General features: G+C 33.5%; 17 protein-coding genes and 1 pseudogene. 5 read left to right on the top strand and 13 right to left on the bottom strand.

The window, feature by feature from the left end; genetic code table 11:
- The first annotated feature begins 6 nt into the window (after positions 1-6).
- Positions 7-534 carry a GNAT family N-acetyltransferase gene (locus tag C4F50_RS19210; RefSeq protein WP_194140256.1) on the top strand — a complete coding sequence of 176 codons (528 nt, stop codon included), beginning with the start codon at positions 7-9 and terminating at the stop codon, positions 532-534.
- An 83-nt stretch (positions 535-617) separates the two neighbouring features.
- Here C4F50_RS19210 and C4F50_RS19205 read toward each other — a convergent pair whose 3' ends face one another.
- Complete coding sequence (locus C4F50_RS19205) at positions 618-1,142, bottom strand: hypothetical protein (protein ID WP_194140255.1); 525 nt, start codon at positions 1,140-1,142, stop codon at positions 618-620.
- A gap of 481 nt (positions 1,143-1,623) precedes the next feature.
- Here C4F50_RS19205 and mtaB point away from each other — a divergent pair, with 481 nt between their 5' ends.
- Positions 1,624-2,958, top strand: coding sequence for a tRNA (N(6)-L-threonylcarbamoyladenosine(37)-C(2))-methylthiotransferase MtaB (gene mtaB / locus C4F50_RS19200; protein WP_194140254.1), 1,335 nt, complete (start codon positions 1,624-1,626; stop codon positions 2,956-2,958).
- A gap of 191 nt (positions 2,959-3,149) precedes the next feature.
- Here the strand turns inward: mtaB and C4F50_RS19195 are convergent, their stop codons facing one another.
- From C4F50_RS19195 to C4F50_RS19145, 11 genes and pseudogenes are all read right to left on the bottom strand, one after another.
- Positions 3,150-3,656, bottom strand: coding sequence for a hypothetical protein (locus C4F50_RS19195; RefSeq protein WP_194140253.1), 507 nt, complete (start codon positions 3,654-3,656; stop codon positions 3,150-3,152).
- An 84-nt stretch (positions 3,657-3,740) separates the two neighbouring features.
- A complete protein-coding gene (locus C4F50_RS19190) occupies positions 3,741-4,457 on the bottom strand; it encodes a 3-ketoacyl-ACP reductase (RefSeq protein WP_194140252.1) in 717 nt (238 codons plus the stop codon).
- 114 nt (positions 4,458-4,571) lie between these two features.
- Positions 4,572-5,159, bottom strand: coding sequence for an LURP-one-related/scramblase family protein (locus C4F50_RS19185; protein WP_194140251.1), 588 nt, complete (start codon positions 5,157-5,159; stop codon positions 4,572-4,574).
- Positions 5,160-5,422: 263 nt separating this feature from the next.
- Positions 5,423-7,569, bottom strand: a pseudogene (locus C4F50_RS19180) (vWA domain-containing protein).
- 77 nt (positions 7,570-7,646) lie between these two features.
- Positions 7,647-8,606: a hypothetical protein gene (locus C4F50_RS19175; RefSeq protein ID WP_194140250.1), complete on the bottom strand. Its 960-nt coding sequence runs from the start codon at positions 8,604-8,606 to the stop codon at positions 7,647-7,649.
- 2 nt (positions 8,607-8,608) lie between these two features.
- Positions 8,609-9,109, bottom strand: a complete 501-nt coding sequence (locus C4F50_RS19170; protein ID WP_194140309.1) for an RNA polymerase sigma factor — start codon at positions 9,107-9,109, stop codon at positions 8,609-8,611.
- Between the two features lie 168 nt (positions 9,110-9,277).
- Positions 9,278-9,703, bottom strand: coding sequence for a CPBP family intramembrane glutamic endopeptidase (locus C4F50_RS19165; protein WP_194140249.1), 426 nt, complete (start codon positions 9,701-9,703; stop codon positions 9,278-9,280).
- A gap of 355 nt (positions 9,704-10,058) precedes the next feature.
- Positions 10,059-12,215, bottom strand: a complete 2,157-nt coding sequence (locus C4F50_RS19160) for a prolyl oligopeptidase family serine peptidase (protein ID WP_194140248.1) — start codon at positions 12,213-12,215, stop codon at positions 10,059-10,061.
- Positions 12,216-12,296: 81 nt separating this feature from the next.
- Entirely contained in the window at positions 12,297-13,133 is an 837-nt protein-coding gene (locus C4F50_RS19155) for a DUF6929 family protein (RefSeq protein ID WP_194140247.1), read from the bottom strand.
- A gap of 337 nt (positions 13,134-13,470) precedes the next feature.
- Entirely contained in the window at positions 13,471-13,821 is a 351-nt protein-coding gene (locus tag C4F50_RS19150) for a hypothetical protein (protein ID WP_194140246.1), read from the bottom strand.
- Positions 13,822-14,298, bottom strand: coding sequence for a hypothetical protein (locus C4F50_RS19145; RefSeq protein WP_194140245.1), 477 nt, complete (start codon positions 14,296-14,298; stop codon positions 13,822-13,824).
- 213 nt (positions 14,299-14,511) lie between these two features.
- Between C4F50_RS19145 and C4F50_RS19140 the strand changes: the two genes are divergently transcribed.
- Positions 14,512-15,390 (top strand): PPK2 family polyphosphate kinase, encoded by an 879-nt coding sequence (locus tag C4F50_RS19140; protein WP_194140244.1) that lies wholly within the window; start codon positions 14,512-14,514, stop codon positions 15,388-15,390.
- Between the two features lie 131 nt (positions 15,391-15,521).
- Here the strand turns inward: C4F50_RS19140 and C4F50_RS19135 are convergent, their stop codons facing one another.
- Positions 15,522-16,043 (bottom strand): hypothetical protein, encoded by a 522-nt coding sequence (locus C4F50_RS19135; protein WP_194140243.1) that lies wholly within the window; start codon positions 16,041-16,043, stop codon positions 15,522-15,524.
- Positions 16,044-16,235: 192 nt separating this feature from the next.
- On the opposite strand from C4F50_RS19135, the gene C4F50_RS19130 reads away from it, so the two are divergent.
- Both C4F50_RS19130 and C4F50_RS19125 read left to right on the top strand, forming a co-directional pair.
- Positions 16,236-17,621, top strand: a complete 1,386-nt coding sequence (locus tag C4F50_RS19130) for an MATE family efflux transporter (protein ID WP_194140242.1) — start codon at positions 16,236-16,238, stop codon at positions 17,619-17,621.
- 109 nt (positions 17,622-17,730) lie between these two features.
- Positions 17,731-17,958, top strand: coding sequence for a DUF8828 family protein (locus C4F50_RS19125; RefSeq protein WP_072973177.1), 228 nt, complete (start codon positions 17,731-17,733; stop codon positions 17,956-17,958).
- The last annotated feature ends 40 nt before the right edge of the window (positions 17,959-17,998 follow it).

Raw genomic sequence — 17,998 nt, 5'->3', positions numbered from 1 at the left:
AAAAAGATGAAAACAATTGAAACAGAACGTTTGATTTTAAGAGAGTTGCTGCTTTCTGATAAAGAAGGTATGTTTGAATTGGATTCGAACCCCAATGTGCATTTGTTTCTTGGCAATAGACCTGTAAAACATATTGAAGAAAGTGTAGAGCAGATTGAGAATATTCAAAAGCAATATGCCGCTTTCGGAATTGGACGATGGGCGGTTATTTTAAAAGAAACTAACGAATTTATCGGATGGTCCGGAATTAAATATATTACATACGAAATCAATAATCATAAGAATTTTTACGAATTAGGATATCGTTTTATAGAAAAACACTGGGGAAAAGGATATGCCTCTGAAGCTGGAAAAGCTTTTGTAGAGTATGCTTTTAATGAATTGAAAGCAGAAGCACTTTATGCGTATGCAGATGCAGGAAACGAAAACTCCAGAAAGATTCTAGAAAAATTAGGTTTTCATTTTGTGAATTCGTTTACTTATCAAGAAGAACTAGAAGTTTGGTACGAACTCAAAAATCCAAACTCAAACTAAGAAATGTATCCCAAATCTTTACATACTTAAAAGTCAGTAAAGATTTGGAAACAATTCAGAGTTAAAAAATATATTTTGAAATATTATTTTTTAGCTACAGAAACAAAATATTTATTTCCGTCACCCATAGTCAATTTTACACGCTCGTCGCAAAGATCGATTGCAAAGCTAGCACTTTCGTAACAGCTGCAAGTAGTGTTTTTGTCTTTAGACATTTCTGTTTTACAGTTGTTGTTTTTAAAAGTTGCCAATTGCGGTGTATACAAGCTAACTAAGTCAGTTGAAGCTGTTACAAGCGAAATAATACTTGCTGAATTATTGTTTGTGATTCTGTAAACAATTCTATCCGTATAGTTTACTTCATTTACAGTTACTTTACGAATATAAGTGTAAGCCGTAGAACCTTCACCTGGCTCTTTAACTTCAAATTTAAACCCAACTGCGCGAATAGCAACATCAAATTGCTGCTGCGAGTTAAAGCTCGCCCAAGTCGTTAATGTGCTAATGGTAGGAAATGGATTTGTGGCAGGGACATTAGTATTAGTTTGCGCTTGCGAACTAAATAAGGTTAAGAACATCAAGCAGATCGTGGGTAAAAATGCTTTCATAAAGCGTGGTATTTATATAATATTTTGCCTACTCTCTTTGGTTTTCGGCTTTCCCATTTCATTTTGTAACACAAAACAACAACATAACGAGTAAAATTCAAAATTGTTATGTGTGAATTATTATTTAATTAATCAAATCTTGTTAAAATTCTAAAATTTGAATTATTTTAGTGAGATTCATAACAAAGGTAAATGTAAGAAATTTTGATTTTAAATCCATAAAAAACGCACTTAATCGATAAAAAATGCTTTTAATCGACAATTTTGTCGTTTTATTCTTATTTAATGTTAAAACCGCAAATTTACAGGACGCAATTTAGTCAAAATTTGCCTTTCAGCTGTGTTTTTTCTTAAAACCTGTAAATGTTTTTTTAGCAAAATAATGGAGGTAAATGTTTATTAACTTTCTTTTAATGAATATTGTTTGTAAATTTGCAGCCTTAAATTTTTTGACAACGATTTCATTAATTTAAGATCAATTATGGAAAACAGAAAAAAAGTTGCCTTTTATACCCTGGGTTGTAAACTGAATTTTTCAGAAACTTCTACAATCGCCAGAAACTTTAACGACGAAGGTTTTGACCGCGTTGACTTTGAAGAAATCGCAGATATCTATGTAATCAATACTTGTTCGGTTACAGAAAACGCAGACAAACAGTTTAAACAAGTGGTGAGAAAAGCCATGAAGCTTAACGAAAAAGCTTTTGTTGCCGCGGTTGGTTGTTATGCGCAATTAAAACCAGAAGAATTAGCTGCTGTAGATGGTGTAGATTTGGTTTTGGGAGCAACAGAAAAATTTAAAATCACAGACTACATTCATGATTTGAGCAAAAACGATATGGGTGAAGTGCACTCATGCGAAATTGCCGAAGCCGATTTTTATGTTGGAAGTTATTCTATCGGCGATCGTACGCGCGCATTTTTGAAAGTGCAGGATGGCTGCGATTACAAATGTACGTATTGTACAATTCCATTAGCAAGAGGAATTTCAAGAAGTGATGCTTTAGAAAATGTTCTTAAGAATGCCAAAGAAATCTCTGCTCAAAATATCCGTGAAATTGTTTTAACCGGTGTGAATATTGGAGATTATGGAAAAGGCGAATTCGGAAATAAAAAACACGAACATACTTTTCTGGATTTAGTTCAGGCATTAGATAAAGTTGAAGGAATCGAACGTTTAAGAATTTCGTCGATCGAGCCGAATTTATTGAAAAATGAAACAATCGAATTTGTTTCTAAAAGCCGCACTTTTGTACCGCATTTTCATATTCCATTACAATCAGGAAGCAACGATATTTTAAAATTAATGAAACGTCGTTATTTACGTGAAGTATATACAGATCGTGTCAATAAAATTCGTGAAGTAATGCCGCACGCTTGTATTGGTGTTGACGTTATAGTTGGTTTTCCAGGAGAAACAGATGAGCATTTTTTAGAAACCTATCATTTCTTAAATGATTTGGATATTTCGTATCTGCATGTATTTACCTATTCAGAAAGAGATAATACAGAAGCAGTAGATATGGCTGGTGTTGTTCCTTCAAATGTTAGGGCAAAAAGAAGTAAGATGCTTCGTGGCTTATCGGTGAAAAAACGCCGTGCTTTTTACGAAAGCCAATTAGGAACTAATAGAACGGTTCTTTTTGAAAGTGAAAACAAAGAAGGATACATTCATGGTTTTACTGAAAACTACGTAAAAGTAAAAACACCGTGGAATCCTGAGTTGGTAAATACATTGCAAGAAATTAATTTAACTAAAATAGACGAAGACGGAAGTGTCCGTTTGGAGTTTTTGAATAAACTTGCTGAGGTTTAATTTATTTCCCAAAGTTTTCTTTAAAATTTATATTAGACATATTGTAGAGATGGACTACTGTGCATCTCACGCAAAGTTTATCAAATAAAAACGACAAAGCTCTTTAACTTAATAAAGAGCTTTGTCGTTTTTATTTATTCTCCGTGTATCTCTGCGAAAAACCTTTGAGAATTTCTGTGCTAAAAAAAAAATCAATTATTGTCCTCGACAATCAATTTCAAAGAATTGATATAATCGGTATCAAATTCTATAACACGAATTTTTTCTGGGTTAAAACTCAATTCACCGCCAAACTGACCGCGAATATCAATAAAATTAATCGTCAATTCTTCATCAGTCAATTCTATTAATTTTCCTAAGTAAGCTGATTTAGATGATTTTTTTGCAATTTGAAAAATCCCGTATTTCTCAGAAATATAATTTATTATAGAAGCTAAATCCTTAATCGGAATAATATCATCAGAATTAATTTTTAAGCCCTTTAAACGAATTACTTTTTCTGTAAAAGCTAGATCTTGATCGCTATTTACTGCTTGAATGTTTTTATTTCTTAAAATCACAAATCCATCCAAAATAAAATCGACAGGATTATTTCGAAGCAAAATCCATTCATCAGAATAATCGATCAAAAAACCGTTAAAGATTTCTTTTTTATCCAGAAATTCTATTTCGACCAATTGTCTTAAATATTGTTCCATTGTTTTTGTGTTTAATAATTTCAAAATTCAAAATCTTTAACAGTCTGTAATTGGATTTGAAATTTGATTTTTGAAATTTATTTTTTAGGGATTAGTAGACCAAATACTGCTGTTTTTTACAAAAACTCTTCGGTTAAGTTTTAACTGCGAAATGATTAATTCTGCCATATCTTCAGACTGCATTACTTTTTCTGGATTTCCGTCTGTCAGGTTTAAATCTTTTGCCATATCAGTCGCAACGGTACTCGGCGTCAAAGCCGTAACGCGGATATTGTGTTTTCTCATTTCCTGCATCAAAGAATCGGTTAAACCTAAAACTGCAAATTTTGAAGCACTGTAGGCACTTGTCAATGCATTTCCGTTTAAACCTGCAGTTGAAGAAATATTGATAATGTCTCCAGTTTGTCTTTCGATCATATTCGGGATAACGGCACGAGTTGTGTAGTACGTTCCCATTAAATTTACTTGAATAATTCTTTCAAAAGCTTCTGGCTCTAATTCTAAGAATTTACCAAAAGAAGCAATACCGGCGCTGTTAATCAAGATGTCGATATTTTTAAATGCTGCCAAAGCTTTTTCTACAGCCGAATTAATAGAAGTAATATCAGCAACGTCAGCAGCCAATGCCAATGCTTTTACACCAAGGTTAGAAGCTTCTTGTGCCAGTTGGTCAATGTCGCTTTGTGTTCTTGAAACCAAAATTAAATTAACACCTTCTTTTGCCAAAGCAATTGCAACAGCTTTACCGATTCCTTTTCCAGCACCTGTAATCAGTGCATTTTTATTTTTTAAGTCCGTCATGATTGTATTTTTTGAAATGCAGAAAGCATTATTTTAAGTCTAACAAAAATAAGCTTTTGCAAACTAAAAATAATGCTTTCAGATGTATTCTTAATCTAAGTTTAACAACTTTTGTTATTCTTTCAAAACCATATCAATACACATTACTGCGCCCAAAATTAATTGTCGCAATGCACTGTCGGCAGGAACTGTATCTTCAATTTGAAGTACATAATTGTCGGCACTTGTAAAAAGTTCTTTTCCTACGCCGGCCCATTTTTTGCTTACCTGAGCAAGCTGTCTGCCCTCATGAGAAAATTTAAAATCCCAGCCGGTCCATTTTCCTTGTAAAGTTGCAACAGGTTTTTCATTTTTGTCTAGAATGTCAAACTTTCCTCCGATAGAAAAGAATTTTTGTTTGAAGGTTCCAACTAGACGATCCTTCTCGTCCAAAACTTCTACAGTAGAACGGAAAATAGCAACACCGCGTTTAACAGTAATTAATTTTTCTCCAGACGGAGTTGAGATTTCAACATTAAAAGGAGTGGCTCTTTTATAATCGGTAAAACGTAAAACTTTGGTAAAAAATCCTAAGTTGTTTTCGCGGCAGTTTAAAATAATTTGATTGTTTTCTGGGTTATAAATATCGTAATTGTTTGAGGCCTTAAACATTCCGACATGTTCTTTAACTAAAAATAAATTTTGGCTTAAAATGGGATTCATTGAGTGTAAATAATATTGTGGTGAATAAAATCCAAATGTAATAAAATATAGATGAAATGTATTCGTGATGCTTATTTTACATAGAGATTCGCAAATGTTTTTTTCTAAAGATTTCAAAGAATCGCAAAGATTTTCTGCAGAGATGTACAGAAAGGTGTGTAGTACAAAGTTTAAAAAATAATCTTTGTCAAAGTTTTAAACTTTGACAAAGATCTTTCTTGGTTATGCGAATTAATAAAAAACTATTTTGTCGATTTAAAAAGTTAGTTAAACTGTTTCGAAGTTTCCGCCAATCTAACAAACTCAGCTTTGTAACCGTCTATATCGTTAGACAATCCTTGTTTTGCCAATTTCACAATCTCTTCAGAAGATTTGTCAGCAATCAATTTGGAATCTCTCAATTTTAACCCAAACCAAGCGACAGCGGTACTGAATTTCATGTCATCACTCGCTTTCTCCATAGCAACCGATTTGTTCTCAATAACCTGAACCATTTCGATGCTTTTATCACCGTCTGGTTTTTTGTAGCGAAATTTTACAGTTGCCAATTCAGTACTGTAATTCGTTGAATTGGTTTGTGTTTTAGTATATTTTAAATCATCTGGTAAACTCGTAATATATTCGCTGGAAACTCCTGCTGGAATAATTTCGTACAACGCCGTAACAATGTGGTTGCTTCCCAATTCACCAGCATCAATAGCATCATTTTTAAAATCCTCTGGGCGAAGTTTTCTGTTTTCATAACCAATCAATCTGTACGACTGCACTTGTTTCGGATTAAATTCAATCTGAATTTTGACATCTTTTGCAATGGCAAACATCGAACCTTTAAATTCTTTTCCTAAAAAACGATTGGCTTCCTGATGTTGTCTATGTAGGCATAATTTCCATTTCCTTTATCGGCTAACGTTTCCATTTTACTGTCTTTGTAATTTCCCATTCCGTAGCCGAGACAAGTTAAGAAAACACCTGTTTTTCTTTTTTCTTCAATTAAAGTTTCCATATCTGAGTTTGATGTGCTGCCCACATTAAAATCGCCGTCGGTTGCCAAAATCACTCGGTTGTTGCCGCCTTTAATAAAGTTTTCTGCCGCGGTTTTATACGCTAGTTCGATTCCGGCGCCGCCGGCAGTACTTCCTCCAGATTGTAATTTGTCCAAAGCATCAATAATTGTTTTTTTCTCTTCTCCAGAAGTTGGAGGCAAAACCATTCCTGCCGCACCAGCATAGACTACGATAGCAACTTTATCTTTTGGACGTAATTCGTTTACCAAAATTTTCATCGATTGTTTTAATAAAGGCAGTTTGTTCGTCTCGCTCATAGAACCCGAAACATCTATTAAGAAAACAAGGTTTGATGCAGGTAAATTTTCTGTTGGAATATTTTTTCCCTGCAAACCAATTTTCAGGATCTTATTTTTTGAATTCCAAGGCGAGTCGCTCAATTCGGTATTGATTGAAAATGGATTTTCTCCTTTTGGCTGCGGATAAGCATATTTAAAGAAATTTACCATTTCTTCTACACGAACAGCGTCTTTAGGAACGGCTTGGCCATTATTCAAAAAGCGTCTGATATTGGTGTACGATGCATTATCAACATCAATTGAGAAAGTGGAAAGCGGTGCTGTTTTCGGACTTTCGAAAGCATTTTCTACAAAAGAATCATAATCTTCCTGATTTGGTTCAACAGGGATTGGCGTAATGTTTAATTTTTTGTCTAATTCTTTTTCCGAAAGATTTTTGTAAATCGCGTTTTTGGTTGCAATAATGACAACGCCATTTGAAGCTCTGCTTCCGTAAATTGAAGTAGCTGCCTGGTCTTTTAAAACAGAAACATTGTCAATATCGTTAGGATTAATTTTTGACATTTGATTGGCTTTCATCGGAATACCGTCAACAATATAGATCGGCTCATTTGCTGGTGATAGTGTTGCTACACCGCGTATAACAACATTTGGACTTGGAGAGTAAGCGGTATTATTTTGAATCGCAGGAACACTTCCTGTTAATGCTTTCTGAGTTTTGGCTTTTTTTCTTTCTGTGCGGGTATAACTTCTGTCTTCGTAATTAGAATTACTTGATCCGTAACCCGTAACTACAACTTCACTTAAAGTCTGATGCGCTGAACTCATAACTATATTTATGGTGTTTGCATCCTGCACTTTTTGCCTTTGTGTATCGTAACCAATACAAGTAAAAACCAAAAGGTCTCCCTTTTTTGCTTTAATACTATACAATCCGTCAAAATCAGTAACAGCTGTCGTTTTTGAGGTTTGGTTGAAGATATTCACACCTGGAATTGGCAGTTTGGTTTCTTCGGTAACAATTCCAGTAATTGTTTTTTCCTGCGCCATACTTACGAAACAAATAAGCATAGCAAGGACTGATGAAATAAGTTTTAGACTTTTCATGATATTATTTTTTAAGTTAATGATGAGTTTGAAACTTTGTCAAAGTCCACGGCTTTGACAAAGTTTTCCAGAATTGACTATTTCTTCGGGATCGGCTTTCCTGTTTTTGTAGTGATAATTACGACTCCTTTTTTACCTTTTTCGCCATATTTTGAAGTAGCTTCAAGGTCTTGCAAAATGGTGATGGTTTTTATGTCTTGTTTGTCTAGAGGCGCATACGGGCTTGTAGGGTTGTTTCCGAATAAATCATTTTCTGAGTAATAAATTCCATCGATGATGTACAATGGTTCTTCAAGAACGACAAGAGAATCAACATTTTCCGGATTTAAATTCGGAAGTTCATTCTGCATCATTTTGTCTTTTTTTATTTCATTGCTGTGAGCCATCGCGTTTCCGTTTAAAATGACCAACGGAGCAGGTTTCTTTGTACTTGCTGCTTTTCTTTCTGCAAACACTACTCTGGCAGATTCTCTTTCTTCGCCGTTCATAAATCCGTAATTAGAAAGAGCTTTATCTTTTGAGATTTTATCGTTTTCTTCGGCAAAATGATCTTCCTGAACTGGTGCAGAGGCAGCACTTTCGGTACTCATTTTTGGGGTAGATAGTGGCGCCGCCACTACATTATCTGTTGGAGTAATTAATTCTTGAACTGCAACTGTTTCTTGTTTTTTAGATTGTTTTTTAATGATTTTTACAGCTTCTTCATTAGCGATAATTCCGGAGTCATTACGAATAATTTCATTATTTTGATTAACGATCGGTTCGTTAGATTTTTCTTTTTCCTCAAGAACCACTTTTTGGGTTTCATTCCCTAAATTATTATCTGAATGAAGAAATTGATATCCCAGCGAAATCAAAAGCAGGAGAGAAGCTGCTACAGCAATTTTCTTCCATAAGGCAATTGTTTTTTTATCGGCTTTTTTATCCAGTTTTTCTTCTACGCGCGACCAGACCTTTTCCATTCCGGGAAAGTCTTTGAATTCCGCATTTTGCGAAGCTTCTTTTATTTTATCGAATAATTTATCTTGATTGTCCATGACTACTTTGCTTTTTGATAATACAGTTTATTAACCAGTTCTTTGAGTTTGGTTTTGGCGGCATTCAATTGTGATTTAGAGGTGCCTTCAGAGATTTTTAGCATTTCGGCTATTTCTTTGTGTCCAAAACCTTCTATGACAAAAAGGTTGAAAACTGTTTTACAGCCGTCGGGAATATGGTTTAATAAGTTAAGTAAATCTTCTTCTTCCAATGTGTTCAGTTCGTCAACAGAAGGCTGCGAAATAAGTTTCACATCGTCGAGATACATATTAAAATTGGTGTTTTTGCGAATAGATGCCAAACAGTGGTTTACAGTTATTCTTCGCGCCCAGGCTTCAAAAGCATACGCTTCTTTTAACTGATCTAGTTTGGTGAAGATGGTAAAAAATGCGTCAGCCATTGCTTCTTCAATTTCCTCTTCCTTTTTTAAGTATCTTTTGCAAACGCGGTACAACTTTGGTGCCATGTATTCGTACACCTGACGCTGGGCATCGCGGTGCATTTTTTTACAGTTTGCTATTAGAGTTTCGTTTATCACAATTGTTGTCTTTTTTATATAGAGCACTAAAAAGATAAAAAGGTTGGGAGGGAATGAAAAAAATATAAGATAATTTTAAAAATACTTTGTAAGGTATTGATTTTTATGTGTTTTATTTTTAAAAATATGGTTTTATGTTTTTAGGGTCAGAATTAAAAGGTCCCATAAAAAATGACATAAAATCAGAATTTTAATGTTTCGATATTTCTCATATTGAAATGCAAATACAAGTCCAATCACAGTGGGGCCGATTATATGTAATAAAGTTCCGTAGCCAATATGCATTAATCCAAATAAGATGCTGGAAAGAACTATAGCTGAAATTTTATTCTTTAATACAATTTCTAATCTTGGTAATAAATAACCTCTAAAAATTAACTCTTCGGTGATGCCTGCAGTTACACAAGTGAAAAAAAGCAAGAAATAACTCTTTTTAAAAAGCAGCAAGGCATTATTTAATGCCATACTTTCTTTTGGTACGCTAAACAAAAGCAGTAAAAAACCAGTTACAAAAACAGCTGTATATAATTTTAGGAATGTTATTAATAACGCCTTCATAAAAGTTAAAAAAGAATAATTTGTTTCTCCCCAAAGCAGAAAGTGCTGTTTCTCTATTTTAAAAGAATATAAGAATAGGAGCAGCAAAGAAGCCCAAATTGCAAATCTCGAAATGTAAAATTGAGTTACATTGTCAATGCTGGGACTTTTTGTAAAGAAAGAGACAAGCATTGCGAGAAAAGGCAAAATAACGGAAAGCAGAATACCAATAATTAATGTTTTCTTTTTTAAATTAAGATCAGAGAGCATTTAGTGAGTTTTGTAGATTTGGTTTTAAAGAATGGGGGCGTTTTATGAATTTCTGTAGAAACAGATTAACTGCCTCTACAGAATTTTTTATTTTTTTGTTCGAATTTTACTTCTGAATCTGAAATTTAGGATTTCCAGTCTGCCATAATGCAAAAGCATACATATCTGCTTCATCATTAAATGTTACGTCTAGATCACTAGAGTGGTGACCGTTGACATAATTAACATGTAATAAAACAGGATTCTGGGAGCTGCTGTAATTTTGTAGTATGGCTGCAAATTTCCCAGGTTCCCAAGGCGTCACTCTTGGATCGTTAATTCCGGTACGAATTAGTACAGCAGGATATTTCACCCCTTTTTTTACTTTGCTCTGTGCATCCATTTCTAAAATGTGTTTTACATCTTCTTCATTTTTTAAGGTTCCAATCTCTGGTATCTGATTTGGACCATTTGGAGTTGTTTCCATTCTGATTGTATTGGTACAACCTACTTCAACAAGTGCGACTTTATAAAGATCAGGACGTTCCGTAATGGATCTGCCGATTAAAACCCCTCCCATACTAATACCATTTCCAATCAATTTTTCTTTAGAAGTATATTTTTCATTAACCAAATATTCTGAACAGGCAATAAAATCTTTCCAAGTATTTGGTTTTTTCGCTTTCATTCCGTCAGTATGCCATTTATTGCCTTTTTCGCCCCCGCCGCGGATGTGGGCAAACGCAACAATTGTATTTTGTTCTAAGAGCGTCATTAAAGCAGGTCCCACAAAATGTGGATATTGACTTACGCCATACCCGCCGTATCCTGTAATGTAGCAAGGTGTCGAGCCATCCATTTTAATGTTTTTTGGATAAATAATAGATAAAGGCACCATCACGCCATCATGACTTGGAACTTCTATTTCTTTTACAATATAATCTTTACCGAAATCTGGAAAAGCACCGTTTGAAGTTAATTGTGTGCTTTTTACTAATTTACCCGTTACGCTGTTATAATCGTAATCTGTTGAAGGTGTAACCCAAGAGCTGTTAAAAAATATCAGATCATCGTTCTGACGGGGATTTAAAGCGTATCCTGCATTAGAACCCATTGGCAATGGAATAGGCTTGGTTTCTAGTGTTTTGGCATTAACCTGAAAAATTTCCTGATTGATTCCGTCGCTTAGATTGTAATAGACAAAGTTTTTAGATTTTCTTAATTTTCGTATCACTTTATCATTTTCAGGGACTAAAATCACAGCGTTATTAAAATCTGGATTTTTTAAACTTGTATATCCGATTTTAAAATTTGGAGCATTTTTATGAGTAAGAAAAAATATTTTATCACCAATAATATGACTGGCAGTTATCTCATCTTCATATTTAATTAACGGTTTCCAGTTTATTTTTGATTTTGAAAGTTCTGATATTGATGCATAAAAAGAGAATTCTTCATTTTTTGTTGATCCGATATTTAGTATGATATGACTGTAATCATTGGAAAAACTTATCTCAGGAAACTGTTCTTTCAAAATAGTAAGCTCAGGATTGTTCGCTTTAGACGCTAGTATTTTGTCCGTTTTTGGATCGGTGCCGATAACGTGCAGTAAAGATTTCATGTTCTTCAAAAAATCATCACTCTTATTGTCTCCGGTAGCCATTTGAGTATAGGTAATGGCTTTACTGTCGGGTGTAAATTCAAAGTTAAATTCGCTCCAAACAGGTGTCAATCTATCTGCAAGAAATGTTTTTGATTCAAGATTCATAATTTTGATATCGCAGACTTCTGCACCGTCTTCGGATATGGAAACCGCTAATTTCTTATTATCGGGACTAATGTTAAAAGTTGTGATCGTTGCCCCTTTTTTGATTGTATTTGGATCTATCAGCAAAATTTCAGCTCCGCTTTTGCCTTTGCGGGAATACAATTTATAAATACTTTCTTCTTTTTTGTTTTTGGTATAATAGTAAATGTCTCCAACTTGTTTAATAAATCCGTAACTGTCACCGCCTAAAGCCTGAATTTCTTTCATTCTATTGAATAGAATGTCGCGCCCAGAAATTGTTTTTACGATAGAGTTGGTGTAATCCGATTCGTCTTTGAACCATTTTTGAACTTCTGGATTGTTCATGTCTTCCAGCCAGCGGTAAGAGTCTGTAATTTTTGTACCAAAATAATCATCAGTTACAGGACGTTCTGGAGTACTTGGATATTTATATTGTGCTTGAGAAATTTGACTCGCAACAAATAGTAAAAATGCAAAAGTTGTTTTTTTGATCATTGGTTTTTTAGTGGTTTATAGTTTATTTGGTATGAATCTCGCAAAAGCCAAAATTGGAATTTGGACTTTTTTTATTGGAATTTATTTTATCGGCAAAGTCAATTTGTAAATCTTTGTTTCCAGCAAATCAGTATCATTATCTTCGCAAAGTAAAAACTCGATTTTATTGCTTTCTTTTTTATAGAAAGTCAAACCTTCAAATTTATTGGTTGAGGTGATTTTTTGGGTAAAATCTATTTTCATGGTTTTAAGATCGATTCGGCCGATGAAGCTGCCTAAGATTTCACCGTCGTCGTAAGTCGATTTGGTATCTTCTGCTGTAGAAAGAAAATAGATTTTATCATCAACCAAAACAGCGTCTGTAAAGCTGGAACGAACACCTTTTATTTTAGGTAATTTATAATTCACAGAAATCAAAGCAAATTCTTCTGCCAGACTTTTGGCGTGAACGGTAAAAATGGTGTTTTTGTTGGAGATTCCGTTGCCGCGATTGAAAAGATACCAGTTTTCTCCATCGAAAATGGCGCCTTCGAGATTAAAATCTTCTGGTTTGATTTCCCCAAAACTCTGCATTAAACCGTATAAATCAACTAAATTGTTTTTTTGTAAAACCGTTTTGTTTTTAAGGTCAAAAGCAATCATTTGATTTCGTTTTTCGGTAGAACCAGAACCAAAAACATAAAGTGTATCGTTATGATTGGTCATTGACTCAAAATCAGGTTTCAGATTTTTTGGGATATTCTGCGTCGGATTGTCTATTAAAGGATGCTGATTCAATTGCTGATTCTGCATATTGTATTCGTACAGAAATCCACTGTTGTCGCCAATAACATAAAGTGCATCGTTATTGAAGAATAAGCCCGATGCAGAACCGATTCCGATGATTTGAAATAATATTTCTAAGGTGAATTTTTCCATGAATTGTTTTTTTTAAGTCTGTGAATTATCTGGACTTTATCTTTTTAAATGCATTGTTTTTTTGGGCTTCTGAAGTTATTTTTTCAAGAATATCAACGATTAGTTTACTTTTTAGATTAATGTTATTGTTGTAATTGATATTTATTTGTTTTGAATCATATTCTTTTTGTAAATCGAAATTATTAAATCTTTTCTCAATTGTTTTTCCATTTATAATGAGTTTTAGATTTTTGTGACTAGTGTGATCAACTCCCAATCTATAAATGTTCTTTTTGGAATTTATTTCAGTTTCATATTCAAAATGTTTAAATTTTTCATTCTCAATTATATCTTTGTTTTAGAAATAAATTTGCCAAAAATTATCATTCCTTATTAGAATTTTCGAATATTCGTAACAGTAATTAGCTTTACTTAAAAAGGTTTTTTCTTTTTCTTTCCAAAAAATAAAAACAGGCGAATTTGTTAAATCATCTATACATTTTTCTGCGTCATCATTTAAAGGACTGTCAAAAGTCATTACGCATCCTACACAATAACTTTCATAAACAGAAATTGTATCTATTTTTCTAGATTGAAGTTCTTTTATATAATTAGAAACTAAATCGTCAATATTGAGTTTGGTATTTGTTTGTGAATTTCCATTAAAACTAAACAAAAGGAAAAGGGGAATGATAATTTTGAGTTTCATTTAGTTTGTTTTATTAATTAATTCCATTGTCCTTTTATTTATTGCGTCACTTATTTTTATTAAAGAATCTGAAACAATACATTGACCAACACTTACGTAAATCAAATTATTGTCATCTGTCAAAATTTCATTATCAGAGATGGCTTGACCTAAGCTTTCTGCTCCGTATGTTAAATATATTGCAGTTCCTTCGTTAAAAAGCCGAGTTGTGATTTCTAGGGCTCTTTTAATAATTTTCTCTTCTATTATCTTATGTTTTTCTGCATATCCAATTCTTGAGACACATTGATATAAGGAGCAAAATTTTATATTCTTATTTAAAGGAAGAATATTTATTGTTCCTTCAATGGGATCGAGATCTTTATAAAGTTTTCCGTAAATTTCTGTTACTAGTTTTTCCGAATTTGTGTCGTTTTCATTTTGACAAAAAACTTGATTTATAAAAAGAATCAAAAATGTTACAATTATATTTCTCATCAGTAATGAATGTTTTTTTGAAAATGTCTGCCTAGCCCTGATAGCAATGGAAATACTTTGAAAAGAAATTGCATTTTTTTCTGGACAGAACAAAGCGACCAGCGGAAGCTCTTGTTATGGCTTAGAAAAAAGCAATTTATTGAAAAGTATTGCAATGAATAGCAGGAATGTGCTTCGTAAAAGTAGTATATTTATATTACAAAATTTAAAAATATGAAATCGATAGATCCGAAAGATTTTAAAGTTGTTGAGAAAATTAAATTGAAAAAGATTCCAACTTTATTAGATATAAAAGCCGATGACGACGAAAAAGAAGAAAAACTGGATAAAGTTCAGGCGAAATTGAGCGATTTGCAGGATGTCATGTATGCACACAATAAATATTCGGTTTTGATCTGCCTTCAGGGAATGGATACTTCTGGAAAAGACAGTTTGATTCGTGAGGTTTTTAAAGAATTTAATCCGCGCGGGGTGGTGGTGCATAGTTTTAAAACGCCAAATTCGACTGAATTGGAACATGATTATTTGTGGAGACATTATATCGCATTGCCTGAAAAAGGGAAGTTTGCGATTTTTAACCGCACGCATTATGAAAACGTTTTGGTAACACGCGTGCATCCTGAATTTATTTTGGCTGAAAATCTGCCTGATATTACTTCGGTTAAGGATATTAAGCCTAAGTTTTGGGAAAATAGAATAGAGCAGATCAATCATTTTGAAAAGCATATCGCGCAAAACGGAACTATTGTAATGAAGTTTTTTCTGCACTTAAGTAAAGACGAACAAAAGGAGAGACTTTTACGCCGCTTGGAAGAAGGAAAACACAACTGGAAGTTTTCGCCAGGGGATTTGAAAGAACGCGGACATTGGGATGAATATCAGCAATATTATGAGGAAGCTATAAATGCGACTTCAAAAGAACACGCGCCTTGGTATATTGTTCCTGCTGATGACAAGGATATGGCACGCTATATTGTAGCGAAGATTATTTGGGAAGAAATGAAGCAATATACGGATATCAAAGTTCCGGAATTGAACAAAGAGATTAAGGATAATTTTGAAGTTTATAAAAAGACTTTGGAGGATAGTTAAATTAAACAATTAGATAATTAGATAATTTGGCAATTGAATAATTAGATAATTTTATCAAATAAAAAACCCGGCAGACTATGCTCAACTGCCGGGTTTTTACCAAAAACAAAAAAATAAATTAAACCTTATTTTTATAAATCAAAACCATATGCAACACGCAGTGCTACTTGATTGGTTCTGAAATCGTGATAATCTTCATAACGAACACTTAAGTCGATGTATTTATTGGCGTATCCAATTCCTGGAGCCCATAAAAAACTGGTTTTATCGTAACCATTTGTTACGGCAAAAGCAGCACCAACTTCTCCTAATACATAAAATTGATCTTCCCAAAAAAATGCTTTAAAACCTGCTTTAGCTGGAATAAATCCAAGGTCTTTAATGTCATTTCCTAGGTCATCTTTTTTCCCATTAAATAAATTGGTAAAACCTGTGGTTAGGGTTAACGATGTTTTTTTTGACAAATCGTATTGCAAACGAACATCTCCACCAAGAGCCCAGTCATAATCACCGTCGGTTGGCAATCCTCCATTTACTCCAAAACCTAATCTAAATCCTTGATCGTAGTTTGTTGCTGCGGTTTCTTGAGCGAAAGTTGTGTTGGAGAATAAAAAAGCAAAAGCAGCTAGGCATATAAACTGTAATTTTTTCATGGCAAATATTTTTTGAATTATTAATAATGTAAAATTAAATTAGGGGTGTTTTGATGTTGTTATATAATTTTTAAAAATTGTTATATAATATTTGACTTTGACGAAAATTGACTTAATATTCGCTTATGTTTTTATTAATATGAAAGAATTGCAAGCTTCTGACTATCTTTGCCGCTTTAATAAAGAATAAAAGTGAATTTAGAGCAGTATACAAAAGAGTTCTCCTATAATTTAAAGCTGGCATATCCGATTATTTTAGGAATGGTTGGGCACACTTTAATAGGTATTGTTGATAATATTATGGTGGGAAAACTGGGCAGTACAGAACTTGCAGCAGTTTCTCTGGGTAACAGTATGATATTTATTGCAATGTCGTTAGGAATTGGCTTTTCTACTGCCATTACGCCAATTGTCGCAGAAGGAGATGCTGAGAAAAATGACAACAAAATTCGATCTGCTTTTCACCACGGATTATTTCTCTGCACGATTTTAGGTTTAATCCTTTTTGGTGTCATTATGATGGCAAAACCTATAATGGAATTACTGCACCAGCCTGCCGAAGTTATTGTACTGGCAAAACCGTATTTGGGCTGGGTTGCTTTTTCTTTGATTCCGTTAATCATGTACCAAGGTTACAAACAGTTTGCAGATGGAATGTCGATGACCAAATATTCGATGTATGCCATGGTTATGGCAAATTTGCTGCATGTGGGAATTAATTATGTCTTGATTTACGGAATATGGATTTTTCCTAAAATGGGTATTATCGGCGCAGCACTTGGTACGGTGATTTCGAGAATCTTCCTCGTTATGTTTATGCATATTATGTTGTCTAGACGAAATGATTTAAAACGTTTTTTCAAAGGTTTCAGTTTTGATGAAATTAAAAAATCGACGATTAAGAAAATCGTAAGCATAGGTTTTCCGTCCGCAATGCAGATGCTTTTTGAGGTTGTTTTGTTTACCGCTTCGATCTGGCTCTGCGGTAATATAGGCAAAACAAGTCAGGCTGCTAATCAGATTGCGCTGAGTCTTGCTTCGTTAACTTTTATGTTTGCAATGGGGTTGAGTGTTACTTCTATGATTCGTGTGAGCAACCAAAGAGGTTTAATGGATTATAAGAAACTGCTCGTTGTGGCCAGGTCAATTTTCCTGCTGGCCATTATTTTAGAAGTTTTATTTGCCATTATTTTTATCGTATTCCATACAGTACTGCCTTATATTTTCCTGAATATGGAAAACACTATACAGCTGACAGATAATACAGAAGTGATCGCAATCGCATCAAAACTATTATTAATTGCTGCTGTTTTCCAGATTTCTGACGGAATTCAAGTAGTAGTTTTAGGTGCTCTTCGCGGATTACAAGACGTAAAAATCCCAATGTACATCACCTTTGTTGCTTATTGGGTTATCGGTTTTCCGATTTCGTATTATCTGGGAGAATTTACAGAATGGAAAGCAGAAGGTGTCTGGATCGGACTTTTGGCAGGTCTAACAACCGCAGCAATTTTACTGTACCTTCGCTTTAATTACCTGACCAAGAAATTAATCAAAAATTCATCTACAAATAACTAATTTTGAAATATAATTAATGCTATTAGATTACAGAGATTAAAAAGTTTGCAATTCGTGGCGAAAAAATAATCTGTAGCAAAAGAAAATATAAAACTAAAATATAAATAATATGGAATTACCTAAATTTTTACTTGGAGACAATACTGATTTTCCAGATGATATTTTTATCATTCACTTAGATTACCCTAGATTCATTATCAATTTGAAAGATGATGAGGTAGAATTCTTAGAAGAGGCAGAAGATTTGGATGAAGCTGAATTAAACGCCGAAATGGAAGGTTTGATTGAAAAAGCTAATGAGTTTTATGACCGCGAAATAAACCGCTACGAAGAGTAATCTTTTAGCGGACTTTATTTTCTTTTACGTTCTAATTTTT

The organism is Flavobacterium hungaricum (assembly GCF_015182285.1).
GTDB classification, from domain to species: Bacteria; Bacteroidota; Bacteroidia; order Flavobacteriales; family Flavobacteriaceae; genus Flavobacterium; species Flavobacterium hungaricum.
Note: the sequence above shows the minus strand (reverse complement) of the source record. Positions and strands in the feature narration are given on the sequence as shown.